General features: G+C 63.9%; 17 protein-coding genes. 5 read left to right on the top strand and 12 right to left on the bottom strand.

The window, feature by feature from the left end:
- The 4 genes from K0F86_RS26460 to K0F86_RS26475 form a co-directional block, all read right to left on the bottom strand.
- Positions 1-2,876: YDG domain-containing protein (locus K0F86_RS26460; RefSeq protein WP_257572393.1), on the bottom strand; the 2,876-nt coding region annotated here is incomplete at its 3' end.
- Positions 2,877-2,947: 71 nt separating this feature from the next.
- Entirely contained in the window at positions 2,948-3,892 is a 945-nt protein-coding gene (locus K0F86_RS26465) for a tetratricopeptide repeat protein (protein ID WP_257572394.1), read from the bottom strand.
- Positions 3,893-4,053: 161 nt separating this feature from the next.
- Positions 4,054-4,899 (bottom strand): phage tail protein, encoded by an 846-nt coding sequence (locus tag K0F86_RS26470; protein ID WP_257572395.1) that lies wholly within the window; start codon positions 4,897-4,899, stop codon positions 4,054-4,056.
- Between the two features lie 538 nt (positions 4,900-5,437).
- Entirely contained in the window at positions 5,438-6,310 is an 873-nt protein-coding gene (locus K0F86_RS26475; RefSeq protein WP_219137104.1) for a LysR family transcriptional regulator, read from the bottom strand.
- Between the two features lie 87 nt (positions 6,311-6,397).
- On the opposite strand from K0F86_RS26475, the gene K0F86_RS26480 reads away from it, so the two are divergent.
- Positions 6,398-7,459 (top strand): nitronate monooxygenase family protein, encoded by a 1,062-nt coding sequence (locus tag K0F86_RS26480; protein WP_219137105.1) that lies wholly within the window; start codon positions 6,398-6,400, stop codon positions 7,457-7,459.
- A 93-nt stretch (positions 7,460-7,552) separates the two neighbouring features.
- On the opposite strand, the gene K0F86_RS26485 is transcribed toward K0F86_RS26480, so the two are convergent.
- The 4 genes from K0F86_RS26485 to K0F86_RS26500 form a co-directional block, all read right to left on the bottom strand.
- On the bottom strand, positions 7,553-7,963 hold the full coding sequence (locus K0F86_RS26485) for a GNAT family N-acetyltransferase (RefSeq protein ID WP_219137106.1): 411 nt from the start codon (positions 7,961-7,963) through the stop codon (positions 7,553-7,555).
- Positions 7,964-8,264: 301 nt separating this feature from the next.
- The gene (locus tag K0F86_RS26490) at positions 8,265-8,777 is read right to left on the bottom strand and encodes a DUF1579 domain-containing protein (RefSeq protein WP_219137107.1); all 513 of its coding nucleotides are present in this window, start codon (positions 8,775-8,777) and stop codon (positions 8,265-8,267) included.
- A gap of 152 nt (positions 8,778-8,929) precedes the next feature.
- Positions 8,930-9,724: a hypothetical protein gene (locus tag K0F86_RS26495; RefSeq protein WP_219137108.1), complete on the bottom strand. Its 795-nt coding sequence runs from the start codon at positions 9,722-9,724 to the stop codon at positions 8,930-8,932.
- Between the two features lie 72 nt (positions 9,725-9,796).
- The gene (locus K0F86_RS26500; RefSeq protein ID WP_219137145.1) at positions 9,797-11,311 is read right to left on the bottom strand and encodes an MFS transporter; all 1,515 of its coding nucleotides are present in this window, start codon (positions 11,309-11,311) and stop codon (positions 9,797-9,799) included.
- Between the two features lie 141 nt (positions 11,312-11,452).
- Between K0F86_RS26500 and K0F86_RS26505 the strand changes: the two genes are divergently transcribed.
- Positions 11,453-12,313: a LysR substrate-binding domain-containing protein gene (locus K0F86_RS26505; RefSeq protein ID WP_219137109.1), complete on the top strand. Its 861-nt coding sequence runs from the start codon at positions 11,453-11,455 to the stop codon at positions 12,311-12,313.
- A 66-nt stretch (positions 12,314-12,379) separates the two neighbouring features.
- On the opposite strand, the gene K0F86_RS26510 is transcribed toward K0F86_RS26505, so the two are convergent.
- Positions 12,380-12,700 carry a hypothetical protein gene (locus K0F86_RS26510; protein WP_219137110.1) on the bottom strand — a complete coding sequence of 107 codons (321 nt, stop codon included), beginning with the start codon at positions 12,698-12,700 and terminating at the stop codon, positions 12,380-12,382.
- 120 nt (positions 12,701-12,820) lie between these two features.
- On the opposite strand from K0F86_RS26510, the gene gstA reads away from it, so the two are divergent.
- Positions 12,821-13,435 carry a glutathione transferase GstA gene (gstA, locus tag K0F86_RS26515; RefSeq protein WP_219137111.1) on the top strand — a complete coding sequence of 205 codons (615 nt, stop codon included), beginning with the start codon at positions 12,821-12,823 and terminating at the stop codon, positions 13,433-13,435.
- Between the two features lie 263 nt (positions 13,436-13,698).
- Positions 13,699-14,271, top strand: a complete 573-nt coding sequence (locus K0F86_RS26520; protein WP_219137112.1) for a DUF4337 domain-containing protein — start codon at positions 13,699-13,701, stop codon at positions 14,269-14,271.
- 6 nt (positions 14,272-14,277) lie between these two features.
- On the opposite strand, the gene K0F86_RS26525 is transcribed toward K0F86_RS26520, so the two are convergent.
- The 3 genes from K0F86_RS26525 to K0F86_RS26535 all read right to left on the bottom strand — a co-directional run bounded on the left by K0F86_RS26525 (position 14,278) and on the right by K0F86_RS26535 (position 16,967).
- Complete coding sequence (locus K0F86_RS26525) at positions 14,278-14,898, bottom strand: ParB-like protein (protein ID WP_219137113.1); 621 nt, start codon at positions 14,896-14,898, stop codon at positions 14,278-14,280.
- 49 nt (positions 14,899-14,947) lie between these two features.
- Positions 14,948-16,606, bottom strand: coding sequence for a SulP family inorganic anion transporter (locus K0F86_RS26530; RefSeq protein WP_219137114.1), 1,659 nt, complete (start codon positions 16,604-16,606; stop codon positions 14,948-14,950).
- 64 nt (positions 16,607-16,670) lie between these two features.
- Positions 16,671-16,967 (bottom strand): hypothetical protein, encoded by a 297-nt coding sequence (locus K0F86_RS26535; RefSeq protein ID WP_219137115.1) that lies wholly within the window; start codon positions 16,965-16,967, stop codon positions 16,671-16,673.
- Between the two features lie 117 nt (positions 16,968-17,084).
- Here K0F86_RS26535 and K0F86_RS26540 point away from each other — a divergent pair, with 117 nt between their 5' ends.
- Positions 17,085-18,191 (top strand): acyl-CoA dehydrogenase, encoded by a 1,107-nt coding sequence (locus tag K0F86_RS26540; protein ID WP_219137116.1) that lies wholly within the window; start codon positions 17,085-17,087, stop codon positions 18,189-18,191.
- The last annotated feature ends 6 nt before the right edge of the window (positions 18,192-18,197 follow it).

The raw sequence follows: 18,197 nt of genomic DNA on the forward strand, positions 1-18,197 counted from the left end.
ACGGTCACGGCCTTGTTGGCACCCACATTCTTCGTCGCAAAGCTGCCCGTGCCACTGCCTGACAGCGTGACCGCGTCGCCGCCGACCAGACCCGAGTACGCCACGTTGGCGGTGTTGAGCGCGGCCGTGGTGCTGGCGTCGTAGGTCTTGTCGACGGCGCTGATGCCGGTCAGGGTCACGCCTTTGGCAGTGACCGTGTAGCTGCTGCCGGCGACGCCGATCGCGTTGTAGTTGCTGGCCAGGCCGCCATTGCTGCCGCTGCCCAGGCTCAGGCCCGTTGCGCTGGCAAGCGCCGCGCCGCTTTGCACGTTCTTGCTGCTCAAATTCGACGCATCGCCGGCCCCGGTGACGCTGAACTGCTGGCCGGCCACGCCGGTCGCCGTCAACGTGCTGCCCGCCACCGATCTGGCGCCGTCGTAGGTTTTGCTGCCGGAGAGTGTCAAATTGGCTTTGTTGATGGTGGCAGTCAGGCCACTCGGCTGGGTGACCACGTAGTTGCCGGCATCGATACCGCTCAGCGTATAGCCGGTGACGGTAACGGCCTTGCCAACGCCGGCATTGGCATCGGCGAAGGTGGCCGCGCCGCTACCGAGCGTGACGTTGTCGCCGCTGACGATACTGGCGGCGACACTGGCGCTACCGGAGAGGGTGGACGAAGTGCTGCCGTCATAGGTCTTATCGTTGGCCGTTACACCGGTGACGTTGATGTTTCTGGCCGTGATCGTGGCGGTCTTGCTGTCGAGACCATTGATGAAGTACCTGTTGTTGCCGTAGCTAATGACGGTGGCGCCATCGCTGGAGGTGCTGGTGACGGCACCAGTGCCGGTAGCAGTGACGCCGGCAATGGTCACGGTTTTGCCGGTGCCGACGTTCTTGTCGGCAAAGGTGCCCTGCGCACTGGCGGTATTGAGCGTCAATCCGGTCGGCATGGTCAACAGGGAAGTCAGAGCTGACACGCTGGTCGTCGCGAGGCCATCATAAATCTTGGAGGCAGCCGAGCCGCTTACATTGATGGCCATATAGGCATCAAATTGAGTGTAGATGTTGGCGCTATAGTCCGTCGGCGAGCTATAGCTGCTCGGGTTGTAATAAATAGAGGTGGTGCCGGTGCCAAGGATAATCACATTTTGAGAAGGAGTATCAAAAGTGACTGTGCCTGTACCCTTGGCAGTATTGTCTGCCCTCAGTACGACTTTCCCGGCCCCATTGTTAATAAAGATTGATCCCCCCAGATCCTGGCCAGTGGGGGCTCCCGGATATTTCACATCAGGCGTGAATTTGAAGTAAATATCTCGATAGGCACTCAGCGTGAGTGTAGTGCTGCCGGTCCAATCAATGACATTATTGCCATTATTGTAGTTAATAACGGAGCCAATGGCATCGAGCACAATGATATCGCCATTGCCAGACGTTCCAGTACACGGCGTGCCCGTGCAACTGGCCGAAGATGCGGTGGTCTTGATGGTCACGTTGCCGTTATTGAGCGCATTCGTCAGAACGCGCGTGTCGACATTGATGCCGACCGAATTGCCCCATATACTGCCATTGCCGATCGTAATATCGTCCGGGTCGAGCAGCCAGTTTCCTGCCACCCCATGCGGCGCAGCCGTACTGACCAAGGCGCTGCCCCTGATATTGAGGTGCTTGCCCGAAGTTTCCACCTGGCCACCATTGCCCGACAGCGCACCGCCGCGGGCCGTGATGCCGCCGTCGAATTGCGTGACCTTGTCAGACCATACCGCGACATTGCCGCCATTGCCGGTGCTGATGGCATCGGCGTTGATCGCCGCGCCCGCCTGGACCGTGGTGGTGTGCGCATGATGCTCGGGGCCGGCGCCGAGGAAATTGCCGCCGATCAGCGCCGTACCGCCGCCGCCATCGCCGGCAACATTGACCACGCTGCCTGCCGCCAGCGTGACCGTGCCGCCGAGCACTTTCACGGTGCCGCCAGTGGCGCCGCCAGCGAGGCCCGCGGCGTCGAGCGTGCCGCTGTTGGTGGCCGTGCCCGCGCTGCCCGCCCCCAGCACGATGGTGCCGCCGACTTGCTCGACACTGCGCGCCCTGATAATCCCGGTGTTGTTGACCACGCTGGCCAGCACGGCATCCCTGGCGCCGGCCGACAGCCATACCGCGCCGCCGTCGGCATTGATCAGACCGCCATTTTCAGCCAGGTTGTTCAGCGTGCTCTGGTTCACTTGCAGTTGAACCAGGCTATCGCCGGAGAACGACAGCGTGACATCGCTGCCGGCGCCCAGCGCCACCGTACCGGCCTTGATGGCGCCCTGGTTGGCGACCGTGTTGCCGACGAAGGCGACGTAACCGCCCTTGGCAGTATTGATCGCACCTTGGTTGATGATGCTGCCGCTACCGATGCCCGTGAATCGGCGCGTGGCATCGCGCAGGCTGGCGTCGCCGGTGTCGAGCGTCGAAGCGACCAGGCCGCCGACGTTGATTTGCGATCCGGCGCCAAACAGTACGCCATTCGGATTGATCAGATAAACCTGGCCGTTGGCGTTGAGCGCACCGTAGAATTGGGTGGCGCTATTGCCGCTGATACGGTTGACGGCAATGGCGCTGGCCGATGGCTGGACAAAATTGACCGTCTCGCCGCTGCTGGTATTGAACGACTGCCAGTTCAGTGACAGGTTCTGGCTCGCTTGCGTCACCGTGGTGGTGGCGCCGTTCTGGTTGATGGTGCCGTTGCCGGCGGTAACCTGGCCGCCGGTCGGCCCCGCCATGGCCGAGTGTGAGGCCGCCAGCAACACGCTGGCGACGAGGCGGCGATTGGCCGACTTGCCCTTGCCCTTGGCGCGTTCGTGGACGGCCACCCAGGTTTGATGGACATGACTCCAGACGAGTCGATAGATTCTGTTCATGGAAGCATGCATGGTGATTTTCCCTGGTGATAGGCGAGCTGCGTCAGCAACGGCGGCGCCTGTGTTTTATTCTATTTGACAGTAAATTTATCCAGATGCTCGGCCACCCGGCGATCGAGCTCGGGTTGCCACTGCGGAGGCATTACTTGCTGCAGCAATTGTTCAATACCCTCGATTTCGGCAATTTCCGCCGGCTTGCTGGTGGTGGCTCTGGCCGCGCGGCTCCACATGTAAATCTTTGCCAGGTTGGCCGGCGTCAGCGCGCCGGTGGCAGGGTCCGGTGCACTGTTGCCATACAAAATGGCCACCGGTAAATAGGCCGGCGCATACCCTTCGACGGCCGCATGTTCGAGCCACGACAAGGCCAGGGCCGGGTTGGCGGCGCCGCCCTCGCCCAGCCCCAGCATCACGCCCAGGCGATATTGCGCCACAGGAATGCGGTATTCGGCTGCCTGTTGATACCAGTAGCGCGCAGCCGCCAGATCTTGCGGCACATCCTTGTCGTCCTTGTAATAATCGGCAAGGCGCAGCATGGCCGGCGCCGAGCCCGCCTGCGCCGCTTGCGCACACAGGGCCAGGCCGCGCGCGACATCCTTGTCGACGACCTGGCCACGGATATACAGTTCACCGGCGGAGCAGTTCGCATACGCGATGCCTGATTGCGCCGCCTTCTGATACCACGCCACAGCAGCCTTGCCATCGGGCGCGCGCCCGGTGCCGGCAGCCAGGCAATCGCCAAAAAACTGTTGCGCGGCCGGGGTCTTGCCTTGCGCCGCCTTGCCGAACCAGGCACAGGCTGCGACAGGATCGCGTGGGCGTCCCCAGCCCTCGCGTTCGATCAATCCCAGGTTAAATTGCGCCAAAGGATTGCCGGCGGCGACACGCGCATATTCCTTGTAGGCCAGCCCATAATCGTGCGCTGCCAGGGCCTTGTTAGCGCGCTTTAACTCGGCAGAAAGGTCGCGCGGAGCGGCGCCCGCGTTCACCGCGACCGCAAACAGCGCGGCAGTGATCATTGCATTCACATTACGCAAAGCAGCATCCCAGCTAAAGTCGTTATTGGTGGCTTGCTCAGCCACTGCGGCATCTCCAGTGACGGACGCAGGCGCTGTCCCGGCAGGCAATGCGGCGCTGCAGGTGCGCCTCATTGCCGCGATCAACACAGCATCAGCATTACTTAGTCGCGGCTCGGATACAGGCCATTTTGCGCCGCGATGTAATACGTCAATGCGATATACGGCGGCCTGATATCAATCGGCGTGGCTTGCCCGACGACATTGGTGTTGCCGCTGACGGTCGCGGTGCCGCCCACGGCTCCGACCACGGTTGAGCCCGGCAAGGTCACGGTTGTGGAACTGGCCGGGACCGTCACCGACACATCGCCACCGCTGATGGTGGCGGCATTGAGGGTTGCATCCGGCGTTGCCGCGGAATAGATATTGGCGATAGCATTACCGCTCTTGCCGAGATAGTTACCCGATGGAGTCGCGACACCGCCGCCGCTATTGACCACGTTCAATTTCAGACCCGACACCGTGCCGGTCGCGACGCTGCTGGCGATATTGACCGTGGCGTTCAGCGTAGGCAATGTCGTGGAGACGGTCACCGCGCTCATGGCGACCGGAAGCGCGGTCACGGTGAACAAATGCGGCGGCAACTGGGCTGTCGTCAGGGTGATGAAATTTTTCCCGCCCGTAGCGCCTGCGTTGTAATTGACGCCGTCGGCAGCGATCACGAACTTGCCGCGCAGGTCGGGCAACTTGAAGGTCGTATTATTGGTTTGGCCGTAAGTGGTACCGATCAAGGAGTACAGCGCCGTATAGCTATTAATCGACAAATCCTGCCCGGCAGCGAGAATAAACTGGCGATTAAAAGGACCGAACGTGAACGGCACGGCCATGACGCAAATACTCGCCAGCACCGGCGTATCGGAGCAGGCGAAACTGGCGGGGCTCCAGGCCGCCACAAGCACACCGGAGACCAGTGCGACGCTAGAAACACGATTCCTGACGAATGATTTCAACTTACTCTCCTTAGTATAATGTATGACGCTGGATATTATTATTTACTTATTAACTTTTAACTTACAAGGTCATTTGATAAACCAGCAAATTAACTGCTGTTAATAATAATTTAGAATGCATCGTCATGCATATATATATTTTGCTACTCGTTACATTAAAGCATCATTTCCGGAAGGTCTGCCTGCATGGAGTTGAAGAAGCGCTGCATATCGGACCATTACCATGTGCTCAATTAATCACCGCGCCGCTCGACCGGCCGGGCCGATAAACACAGCTGGTGACACGCAAGTTTTAGCGTAGGGGTTGCTGTGCGCTTTCATGGACAAGACCGGATGCGTATCGCCTTCACCGAACTCTATCCTGTTGAAACCCACGAAAACGCGTGAATGGGCTTACGGCTTCATTTATAACAACTCGCTGGAACGTGCCCACATGCTCAGGAATGGAACCATCATTACAACTGGCACCGGCCGCATCAGGGCATTGCTGGCAAGGCCGCGATGTCACGGCTCAGATCCAGTCCGAATAAGCTCTTATTTATTGGGGGTTACTTATCTGCACCAGCAAATGCTGGAACGCGGGCACGTCGAACCCGGTGCGCCACACCAGCAAGGTGTCGGCTTGCCCAACAGAAAGTGTTTTCAGGGTGGCTGGCGCGTCTGACAGCGCCAGCACGCTGGCCGGCAGCAGCGTCACGCAGGCGCCGGCCGCCACGCAGGCGATCATGGTGTGATACGAAGTCAGCTCCTGCACGCGCCACTGCGTGCTGCCGGCCACGCCCAGCACCTCTTCGGCGATGCCGCGGTAGGTGCAGCCTTGCGGAAACGCCGCCAGCGAGCGCGTGCGCACGTCCGTGGCGCGGCGCGCCTGCCCTTCGCTGGCCGGCAGCAGCAAGCACAGCTCCTCGCGCCACACGGCGGTCGATGCCAGGCCAAGCTCATCCAGCGCGGCGGCGCCGCCGAACGCTGGCGGCAAGGCCACGAAAGCGCAGTCGAGCAAACCCGTGCGCACCTGCTCGATCAGGGGGCGCGACGGCCCCGTGCTCAGCGCCAGGCGCGTGTCCGGATAGCGGGCGTGATACGCGGCCAGCAGCGCCGGCAAGCGGCTGGCCGCCGTGCTTTCCATGCTGCCCACGCGCAAGGTGCCCCCTTCTCGCCCGCCCGTGACGACATGCCTGGCCTCTTCCGCCAGCGCCAGCAAACGCTGCGCATATTCGAGAAAGCGCTCGCCCGCCGCCGTCAGGGCCATGCGTTTATTCGTTCGCACGAACAGCTCGGCGCCGATATCGGCTTCCAGTTGCTGGACGCGCGTGGTGACGCTGGACGGCGCGCGGCCCAGCCGCGCCGCGGCCTGCGTGACGCTCAGCTCACTGGCCACGGCACAAAAAATCGTCAGGGATTCCATGTCCATCATGTTCTCTATTTAAGAATTATCATGCTATTATATTCTCAAAATAAGAACAAAATATGACATCCTCAACTTGGTGAAGGAAACATCATGAGCACGTCCCAGCGCTTCCTCGACCGTCTCGGCTTGCAGCACCCCATCATCCAGGCGCCGATGGCGGGCGTCTCCACGCCGCGCATGGCGGCCGCCGTCTCGCATGCGGGCGGCCTCGGTTCGCTGGGCATCGGCGCCGGCACGGTGGCGCAGGCGCGCCAGATGATCGAAGACACACGCGCGCTGACGGACCGCCCCTTCAATATCAATGTGTTTTGCCATGCGCCGGCGGCAAGGGATGCGCGGCGCGAAGCGGCATGGCTGGCCCATCTGGCGCCCCTGTTCGCGGAGTTGGGCGTGCCCGTGCCAGCGCAGCTCGACGAGATATATTCAACCTTTCTCGGCGATGAGGCAGCGTTTGCCCTGTTGCTGGAACAGCGCCCCGCCGTCGTCAGCTTTCATTTCGGCTTGCCGACGCAGCAGCAAATTGCCGCCCTGCGCCAGGCCGGCATCTACACGATGGCCACGGCCACCAATCTGCGCGAGGCGGCCATGATCGAACAGGCCGGGGTCGACGCCATCGTGGCGCAAGGCGTGGAAGCAGGCGGACACCGGGGCGTCTTCGACCCGCAAGCGCCGGACGAGCGCCACAGCACATCGGTGCTGCTGCGCCTGCTGGCTGGTCGCACAACGCTCCCCCTGATCGCCGCCGGCGGCATCATGGATGGAGCAGGCATCCGCGCCGCGCTGGACCTGGGCGCGGCAGCCGCCCAGCTGGGCACGGCGTTCGTGCTGTGCCCGGAATCGTCGGCCAACGTGGGCTACCGCGCCAACCTGAAAAGCGAACGGGCCGCCAGCACCCGCCTGACCAGCGTCCTCTCGGGCCGCCTGGCGCGCGGCATGGTGAACCGTCTGATCGAGCATGGCGAAGCGCCGGGCAGCCCGCCGCCGGCCGACTACCCCGTCGCCTACGATGCAGCAAAACAATTGAACGCGCTGGCAAGCCAGCACGGCGACAGCGAATTTGCCGCGCAATGGGCCGGCCAGGGCGCGCCGCTGGCGCGGGAAATGGAGGCGGAGGAACTGGTGTTGACCTTGGCAAGGGAAATGGCGGCTTGACTTCAGGATGCCGCTGACATGGGACGCCGCCATGGACGCCTGCGCCACAGACGGCACGCCATCCAGAGATAGAGGGGTGGCTTGAACGACTGGTCAGGTGACTGCATTGAATTGCATGCCAGGCGCATCTTCCGGTCGCGAGGAAAATCCAAGTTTTTCGTAGAATATCGACTTGCCTTTGGCGCTGAAAAGCTGAACATCTGCAATGCCAGCGGCACGACAATCGCCAAGAATTGAGCTGAGTAAAGCGGCTCCGATTCCTTGATGTTGAAATTCGGGGTGAACAATCATCTCGGTGACAAACGCATGCAAGCGACCATCCGAAATGACACGCACAAAACCGACAAGTTGGCCGCCAAAATAGGCGGATCGCGAACACCAGGAGCCGTCAAGCGAATCTTGATAGAACGCAGTCCCGCGTGATATCGGCCCCCAGCCAGTCGTGTCGTACAGTGCCTTGAACGCCTCGGCGCATGGCTGATCGGATGTGTAGTTGATATTCATAGGCTGAATTGCATAATACGGTTTCGCTGGAAATTGCCACGGCGTCAGTGAATTCGCCTGGGCCAGATTGACTGAAGTCTGAAACAATCTTTGGCTCGGCTATGTCAGTGCCGTTACTCGATTTAACCGTTAGAAGTCGAGCGGCAACAATTTCGGGAGGTCTCGGACCTCCAAGCAGTCGGTGATCGTTCAATAGCGGCGGTTCTGGCCAGTCGAGGCTGGCAGAATTTCTATCCAAACATCAACGTACCCGCGTTTTTCAACCCAATAGGCCGCTTGCCGTCGTTGGCCGCCGCAGTCTTCAAGGCTGAAGGGGTGCCATTTGCTGTGCGGCGCGCACGAAATCCATGGTCCAGTTCGTTTCCCATGTTCTTCCCTGGTCCTTGGAAAAAGCCTGATCCCAACGGGGATTTTCCCCAGGTGTGGCACTCCAGGTAAAGCGCACTTTTATTGCTTGGCCATCTAGTAGGTCATCTGCAAAGAATACGCCGATGTGATTGGAGAATTTTCCAACGACAGGGACATCGAGCGTCGTCGGCTTGCGTGCATCGAGCCACCAGATCGACCAGGTGTCGGATTTCATACAAAACGAGCGCAGTGCAAGGGCACGGAAGCGACCTTCCGGGAAGTAGAGAACGTTGTCCTCCAGGTTGCCAAAGCCACCCAGCGTCTTGACGGTCGACGAGAGCCCGTCAAACTCCGTCCATTCCTTGCAATTGGTGAATCTGGAATTGAGCCGGCGATGTTTGACTAGCCAATCGCCGATGATGAAGTCAAAGTCCCGGGGTGCGTTTGTGTCGGCTGGCAAGTGCATGGATGGCTTCCTGAATTTAAGTTAACGCAATGCTCGACCTGGCTTTTCATTGCAGACATGGGGCAAGAGCGGCCGTAGAGGATAACAAATTGCCGATAAGAAAAATGCATACATTGTCACACCAACAAGGCCAAGGACGAAGAGCGCTCCCGCTACGGCAACCTGTGCCGCAAAGTCGGCTCGATATTGCGCGCATGCAACCAGCGCACGATGTCTTCCAGCGTCGCATCCTGCAGCAGCAAGCCCGGCGCAGTGGCGGACGTTGCCGCTGGCAATGCGGCGACGACAGGAGCGGGCACGGCGACAGCCAGCCCCGCATGTCCCTGCAATTTCGCCAGCGCCTGCGCAAACTGGGCCGGGTTGATGCTGCGCAAGCTTTCCAGGAAGCCCAGCTGGGCGGCTGGCGGCGGCGGCATGTCCAGGCCCGGCTCGTCGACGAAGGCGGCGCCCATGCTGGGGTGGATGAAGGCGGCCCACTTGCCCGATGGCTGCAGGCATGGCGGCAGCGCCACCTGTTCCACGTAAGCGGGCGGCGCGACGGCGAGGATATCGGTCGAAGCGGGTAAAAAGGTGGAACGCAACAGCTGCACGAACTGGCGCGCCTGGGCGACGGGCACGGGCGTGGCCAGCGACAGCCACAGCTGGAACGCCGTGCCCGAGATGCTGACGGCGGGCGCCGGCAAGTCCAGCTCATGCTGCACGGCATTGGCGATCGTGCACAACGCGCTCCAGTGCGCTTCGCCGCCGCCCTTGCCGCCGAACTCCAGCACCAGCGCGCGCGTCAGGCCGCTCTCGCTCACCAGGCGCACCGCTACCGTCTGCTCGCCTGACAGATGGCGCGCCAGCACGGCCGGCATCAAAGGCTGCACGCCGCCCTGCGCGTCGACGTATTGCTGCTGTTCCTCGAACAGGTACAGGCGGGTGAGTGCGGAAATCAGTTTATGCATGGGCAGCCTCGTAATAACGTTGAGCAACACTTGCCAACGTGCCCAGATTATAGCCTCCCCTGCTCCCGGATTTCAGCGCACCGGCTGCCCGGCTGCCTGCCGCGTCCGCCCGGTGCCAAATACCAGCCAGCTGGCCAAGGCGAACAGACAGGCGGCCACGCCGCCGTACAGCATCACGGCGCCAAATCCTTGTGCCAGCGCCAGCTTGGCCACGCCGGCCGGCAGCGCGCCGGCGCCCTTGCCTGCGGACAAATCCTCTGCCAAGGCGCGCAAGGTGGCCGCGTCCGGTGCGCCGGGCAAATGCGCCCGCAAGGCGGACTGGATGCCTTCGACGAGGATAAAGCCCATCAGCGCGATATTGATGGACAGGCTGACCATGCGCGCGCTGATGTCGATGCTGGACGCCATGCCGGCCCGTTCGCCTGGCACGGCGCCCGTCGTCGTGTTGGTGACGGGCGTATTCGTCAGGCCGAGTCCCGTGCCCGCCAGCAGGCAGCCGGGCAGGATGGTCAGCCAGCTGGCGGCGTCCGCATGGCTGCCCCATAACATCAGCAAAAAACCTGCGCCGATGGCCAGCAAGCCGGCGGGAATGACCGCATCGGCCCGGTAGCGCAGTGCCAGCCGCTCGGCCAGCGGCGGCATGAGCAAGGTGGGCAAGGTGTAGGCCAGCAGGGTCAGGCCCGTGCCCAGGCTGCTGTAACCGAGACCATGCTGCACGTACAGGGGCAGATAAATCATGAGCGGCCAGAAACTGCAATTCATGCCCGCCGAACCGAGCAGCGCGCCCGAGAAACGGCGGATGCGGAACACGGAAAAATCGATCATCGGTTCAGGCTGGCGCCGCTCAATGACGGCAAACAGCATCAGGCTGAGCAGCGCCACGGCCAGGCTGGCCACGCTGCGCGGATCCGTGACACCCAGCGCCGGCCCTTGCGTGATGCACCACGCCAGGCTGAACACGGCCAGCGACAGGGTGGCGATGCCGGCCACGTCCAGCTTGCGCTGCTGCGGATCGCGCGATTCCGTCACGCCCAGGCCCGCCAGCAGCAGCGCGACGACGGCCAGCGGCCCGTGCACGAGAAATACCCATTGCCAGCTCGATAGCGCGACGATGGCCGCGCCGATGATGGGGCCGAAGCCCAGGCCCAGGCCAAACACGATGCCCCAGGCGCCGAACGCCCGGCCCCGCGCGGCGCCGGCCGGGAATTGCTGCGACAGCACCGCTACCTGGCAAATCAGCATGGCGCCGCCGGCCGCGCCCTGCAGCGCACGCGCAGCGATCAGCACGCCCGTGCTGCCGGCCCAGCCGCATGCGAGCGAACTGAGGCCGAACAGCGCCAGGCTGGCGAGCAGCAGGCGCTTGCGGCCGTAGCGGTCGGCCAGGGTGCCTGTCGCCATCAGCACGGTGGTGCAAGCCAGGGTGTAGGCGTTCATGATCCATTGCAAGTCCTTGAAGTCACCGTGCAGCAGCGTTTCCAGGGTGGGCAAGATGACGGGCACGCTGGAAATTTCCAGGCCGAACATGAGCGAGGCCAGGCACACGGCGGCCAGGGTCAGTGCGTTTTGTTGCGTAGTAGTCAGGTGCATCGAAGCCTTGATGTCGGTAGTCATGGAGCGCGCGTGGAGACGGCGCACTGCGAGCCGCCATTCTAGAAAGCCTCGACTCATGAGGGAAATGATAAAATTTTGTACAATTCATTCATTTTCATCATGAATCACGGGAACCTCATGGACTTCGATACCGCCCTGCTGCGCGCCTTGGTCGCCGTAGCGGACACGGGCGGCTTTACGCGCGCCGCCGAACGGCTGCACCTGAGCCAGTCCGCCATCAGCCACCAGATCCGCCGCCTGGAAGAGCAGGCCGGCGCCGCGCTGCTGCTGCGCACCACGCGCAGCCTGCGCCTGACGGAGGATGGCGAGGATTTCCTGCGCCACGCGCGGCAGATCTTGGCGGCCCAGGATGCCCTGTCGCGGCGCTTCCAGCGTTCCTCGATTGCCGGCGCCGTGCGCTTTGGCGTGCCGGAAAACTTCATGGGCGCGCGCCTGCCCGCCCTGCTGGCGCAGTTCGCGCAGCTGTTTCCCGCCGTGCGCCTCGATGTGACGGTGGGCACCTATCTTGACTTACAGAAACTCGTCGCCGCCGATGCGCTGGACCTGGCCGTCGTCATGGCCCTGGCCGGCGACCAGGATGACGCCGCCGTGCTGCGCCGCACGCGCTTCGTCTGGGCGGCGGCGCACGATTTCCGCCACGACGGCGCGCTGCCGCTGCCGCTGGCGTTTTCACCGGCACCGTGCATGCACCGGCAAGTGGGCGTCACTGCCCTCGACGGCGCCGGTCTCGACTGGCGCGTGGCGTTCACCTCGCCCAGCCAGCAGGGCTTGCGCGCGGCCGTGCTGGCCGGGCTGGCCATCACGGCCCTGCCGCAGGGCGACCTGGAGCCGGGCATGGTCATCGTCGATGGCCAGCATGGCTTGCCCGCCCTGCCCGCCGCCCAGTTCCAGCTCGTCTGGCGCGCCGCTGGCAGCACGGCGGCGGCCGACGCGTTCGGGCAATTGCTGCGCGAGTGGTCAGCCGCGCCGGCGGCATGACAGCACCAGCAGCAAGGCCAGCATGGCGCTGTACAGGGCGCGCTAATGAATTGTATGAAACCAGGGTCAACGGCCTAGCCGAGCCGCCAGGATGGCCGCCCCGATGGCGAGGAATAGCCAGCAGGCAATGAACATATCAGCCCCGTACGGTGTGCGGTCCCAATAGCTGTCGCCGGGCGACAGCTGCAACACCAGGGCGCCCCACAGCAACAAGGCACCCCATGCGATGACGCTGGCCAAGGCAAAACCCAGTAGCAAGTAAAGAAATATTTTCATCAGGCGATAGTCCGGCCATATGGCAGGGAGGTGCTTGCAGAATACCAGCAAAATGCAGCGCGACGCATGACTGAAAGGTGACAACATGGCGCAAACCAACTTCAACGACATGCTCGCTGTCGTAGCCGTGGCCCGCGCAGGCGGTTTTATCGGGCGCTACCCCTCGCCCACGTTTACCGTGCGGCGGCGCAGGACTATAGTGGCTGCTTTCCCACCTGTTCAAGGATCGCCATGAAACTCTTTTACTCGCCGGGCGCCTGCTCGCAGGCACCGCACATCCTCCTGCGCGAAACGGGGGCGGCCTTCACCCTCGTGAAGGTCGACCTGGGCCAGCACCGGACGCTGGAAGGAGGCAATTACTACGAACTCAACCCGAAAGGCCAGGTGCCGCTGCTGGCGCTCGACGATGGCACGACCTTGAGCGAAGGCCCCGTCATCGCCCAGTACATCGCCGAACAGGCGGGCAGGCAGGATTTATTGCCGCCGGTAGGCAACTTTGCCCGCTACAAGGTGCTGGAATGGCAGAACTACATCACGTCCGAGCTGCACAAATCGTTCAGTCCCCTGTTCGATCCCCGCTTCGACGCCGCCACCAAAGCCTTATTCATCGAGCAACTGGGCAAAAAATTCAAGTGGGTGGACAGCCGCCTGGAAGGCCAGGCCTACCTGACGGGCGACACCTTTACCGTGGCCGACGCCTACCTGTTCGTCATCACGGGCTGGGCGCCGAACGTGGGCGTGGATTTGTCCGCGCTGGCCAATGTACAAGCCTTCCTGGGCAGAGTATCCCGGCGCGACAGCGTCAAGGCTGCCTGGGAAGCGGAAGGCCTGGCAAAAAGCGCCTGAATCCCGCGCCGCGGTGCACGGCTCACGTCTTTTCAGACTTGCCGTGCATCGCCATGATGGTGTGCTGCATCAGCGCACGGGGTTTCCTGGCCATCGCGCACGGCGAACACTGCGGCCTTCCACCTCTTTTTGAACGACTTCTTTCGCGCCCGCGTCGCGCATCGGGCGGGGTGGGATGGCCTGATCGGCCGGGCACGCAGAAGGCTGCGGCCCGATCAGGTATCATCGCGCCATTTCCCACCCCGCTACGCGAAAGATATAGCATGGAAGACGAATACGAAGTGCCCAATCCTTATGAACACGCCGTCGAAGAGGCTGCGGAAAAGGATCGCGATGGCTTGACGCAAAAGATCGCGCTGATGACGGCCATCCTCGCCACGATAGGCGCGATGGTCAATTATCAAAGCGGCAATGCCCAGAACGAGGCGATGTTTCTGAAGAACGAGAGCATCCTGCTGCAGGCGCAGGCGAGCGACCAGTGGGCCTTGTACCAGGCAAAATCGACCAAGGGGCATATCGCCGAGGCAACGGCGGCGCTGGCCACCGCGCCCGAAGTCAAGGCCCGCTTCCTGGCCGAACAAGCAAAGGAAGACAAGGCCAAGCTGCAAGTGCAAGCCAGCGCGCGCCAACTGGAAGAGCAATCACGCAAGCTGGGCGAGGAATCGGACGCCAAGCTGCGCCCGCACCACCGTCTGGCCCTGGCACTGAGCCTCATCCAGATCGCCGTGGCGCTGGCCGCCATCACCGTGCTGACGCGGCGCCGCTGGCTGCTGTGGGGTTCCGTGGGCGCGGCGGCGGCCGGCATACTGGCGGCCGGCAGCGCCTTCCTGCTGTAGGCGCCGTCAGGCGGGCGGCACGATGCCGCTCCAGCCGGGCAGATAGCGCGCCTGCTGGCTGCGCGCCAGCTTATTGGCTTGCGCCAGTGCTTTGGGGAAATTCTTTCGCAGGCTGGCGGGCGCGATGCGGCTGCGCAGAAAATCGGCCCACAGGAATTCGCTGAAGGGCGTCACATCCTTGGCGTAGCCGCCTGCGCTGCGCAATTCGCCGGCCAGGCTGCGGTAGGGATCATCGTGCAAGCCGCTCAGGTGCCGGGGGATGGCGGAAAAATCGCGGCGCAAGCCTTCGTTGTCGTACGGGTGTACCCACTGGTGGTGGTCCATCACATGCCAGAAGTGCAGCGGTTCCAACCATGACAGATCCTTGAGTATCATCAGGCTGACGCTTTTCACGCCTTCCTGGTGCAGCGCCAGGCCGAAATGGTGGTGGTCGACGATGTAGTGGCGTCCTTCCGGGCCGATGATGCTGGGAAACCAGTGATTCGCCAGCGCCGCCGTCCGCGCCTTCCGGCCCAGGCTGGCCCAGTGCGCGCGCTTGAGCGCCACCTCGGCCATGCCGACCGTGATTTGCGTGGGCAGCAGCTTGTTCAGCCTTGCCTTGACCAGTTGCGGTTTCGTGCTTGTCATGCCTTGTCCCTAGATGCCTCGCCTGGCCGCCAGCGTAGCACAGTCGCAGCTACTTTTGCGCTGCCGCATCCTCCAGCAGATGCACGGCCTCGGCCACGCTCAATTCACTGAGCAGCAGCGCCGGTCCGGCTTGCACGGCCAGCAGGTCGCCCAGCGCCAGCCGCAGCACCGTGTACGCCGGCTCCTTCAGGCGCGCCAGCGCCAGGGACAGCCCCTGCTGGCGCACGAATGCGGCAAAGTCGCGCAAGGCTTCGACGCTGCTGCCATCGAGGTCGGGCGACTCTTCCAGGCTGAGGATCACCTTGCGCAGCGGACCGGCCCGCTCCTCCAGCATGGCGCGCGCCAGGTGCAGGCTGCGCTCGGCATTGACAAAGAACAAGGGTTCATCGAGGCGCAATATCAGCAGCTCCGGCTGCGCTCGCGCCTCGCGATGCAGCGCCAGCTTGACGTAGTCGTGGCTCTCGCCCAGCCGCCCCAGCACGGACATGCCCGGCCGCGACAGGCGGCGCAGCATCAGCAGCAGGCTGATGGCGATGGCCACCAGCAAGCCGTCGAGCACGCCGAACAGCAGCACGCCGGCAATCGCCGCCAGCACCAGCAGGCGGTCGCGGCGCCAGGCAAAGTAGGGCTGCAAGGAAACAGGGTTCAAGGTATGGCTGACGGCGTGGATGACCACGGCGGCCAGCACGGGCACGGGCGTGAGCGCCACCAGCGGCAGCAGGGTCAGCACGATGACGCCCACCACGGCGGCGGCCACCAGACCCGCCAGGCGCGAGGTGGCGCCCGCCGCCTCGTTGGCCGACGTGGCCGAATAGCCGGCGCCCACCGGCATGGCTTGCAGCAATCCCGCCAGCACATTGGCCGCGCCCAGCGCCAGCAAGTCGCGCTCGGGCGCCACGGGATCGCCATGCTTCAAGGCAAAACTGCGGATGGCGCCATACGATTCGGCATACAGGATCAGCGCCAGCGCAAACGCCAGTTCGGCCAGGCGCGTCCATTCCTCCTGCGTCAGGCGCGGCAGGACCGGCATGGCCAGGCTGATATCGATGGCGCCCACCAGGGCCACGCCGTGGCGCGACAAGTCGAGCCACTGTCCGGCGGCGATCCCCAGCGCGATGACGATCAGTCCGGCGGGCCAGCGCTGCGCGCGCCGCAGCAGGAACAGCAACAGCAGCGCCGCCGCGCACAGGGCCGCGCCGCGCCAGTTCCACTGTCCCGCCCGCGCCAGCAAGCCGGGCACGAGATGCACGACGTCGCCGCCCGCCTGCACGCCCAGCACGCCGGGCAGCTGCTTGACGATGATGACGATGGCCAGGCCGAAGGAAAAGCCGCGCAACACGGGCTTGGCGATGAATTGCGTGACGCTGCCCAGCCTGGCCACCCAGGCCAGCAGGAAAAACGCACCCGTCAGTATCACCAGCCCCGCCACCAGCATGAGCCGGTGCCCCGCCGTGCCGCCCGGCATGGAAGCCATGGCTGCGGCCAGCACGGCGGCCGACGACGACGTAGCCGAAACGATGGCAAAGCGGCTCGCGCCCAGCGCGCCATAGCAGAGCAAGCCGGCGAACAGGGCAAGGATGCCCGCCTGGGGCGCCAGATTGCCGATGCTGGCATACGCCACCGCTTCCGGCAGCAGCAGGCCGGCGATCGACAGGCCGGCGCTGACATCCTGCCAGCGCTGCGTTTGCGTCGCAGCCGATGCGCTCATGGCGATGCTCCTGGTGAATGGCACTGGTCCGCGCCATGCTGCGGCAAACCGGCGGCATGCGGGTTCACGGCGCCTTGGAGCGGTCCACTTCCGTCACTTGTCTACCGGCGCGAAAGATGGAATAGATCGCCACGCCGATGCGCTCGTAGGGCACATCCGGCTCCGTCCGCAAGGCAACGCTGGCAATGTTCTTCTCGGACAGCACGGCCAGCATCTCCTCCACCGTGTGGACGCGCTGGCCCGCCACGGTGATGTCTTCCTTGCCTACCGTGACGACCGGTGGCGGTGGCGGCACGCTGGCGCAAGCCGTCAGACACAGCAGCAATGCCGCCGCGCTCCCCGCATTGATGATTTTGCACATATTGTCCCCTTTCCCGCAGCTTACAGGCGCCGGACTGGCGCCGCAACAGGCGCTGACTATGCCCGGCACGCCGCGCCGTGCGAAAATGCCCGCCTTCGCCATTGCCGGACTTTACTCATGCCGCACGCCGCCCTCGCTACCCTCGCCCCCCTTTCCGCACGCGACGCGCGGCGCATCGCGCGCCACGCTCAGGCGGCCGACGCCGCCCGCTTTTTGCATCCGGCCCAGCAAGCCTTGCTGCACCGGCGCGGCTGGCTGACCATGCTGGCGCCGCGCGGCGCGGGCGGCGCCGAGCTCCCTTTGCCGCAGGTGGTGCGCCTGGAAGAAGCCGTGGCCGCCATCGACGGCAGCATGGGCTGGGTGCTGACCCTGTGCGCGGGCGCGGGCTGGTTCGCGGGCTTTCTGGCACCCGACATGGCGCGCGCCATCATCGGCACGCCGCGCGTCTGCCTGGGCGGCAGCGGCGCGGCCACCGGTCATGCGGAGGAAGAAGGCGACGGCTACCGCATCACGGGCAGCTGGGACTACGCCAGCGGCGCGCCCATGGCCACGCACTTCACCCTGAACGCCCGGCTGCGGCGCGATGGCCAGCCCCTGCTCGATGCGCAAGGCCAGCCGCGCATCCGCGCCTTCCTCGTGCCCGCCGCGCTGGTGCAGCTGGTGCCCTCGTGGAACAGCATCGGCATGCGCGCCAGCGCCTCGCACAGCTACCGCATCGACGGCCAGTGGCTTGCCAAGGAACACGGTTTCACCATCGATGCGACCGGCGCGACGGCCGACGGCCCCCTGTACCGCTACCCGTTTTATTCGCTGGCCTACGTGACCCTGGCCGCCAACGTGGCCGGCATGGCCGGGCATTTCATGCAACTGGCCGAGGAATGCATGCGCCACCGCCGCCATGCGCGCGCCGGCTTGCCGCTGCTCGACGTGCCGGACGTGGCCGCCATGCTGCAGGGCAAGAAAGACGCATTTACCGCCGCGCGCGCCCGTTTTTACGCCGTGCTGGACGACAGCTGGGCCACGGTGGCTGGCGGCGCGGCGCTGGACGACAACGCCATGCAGGCCGTGCAAGCGAGCTCGCTGGCCCTGGTGGCTGCGGCGCGCTCAGCCGTCGATGGCTTGTACCCGTATTGCGGCCTGTACGCGGCCCGCGAAGACAGCACCATCAACCGCGTGTGGCGCGATTTCCACACGGCCAGCCAGCATGCATTGCTGCTGCCTTGACATTGC

Origin of the sequence: Janthinobacterium sp. UMAB-60 (assembly GCF_900095235.1) — a bacterium.
GTDB lineage: Bacteria > Pseudomonadota > Gammaproteobacteria > Burkholderiales > Burkholderiaceae_D > Janthinobacterium.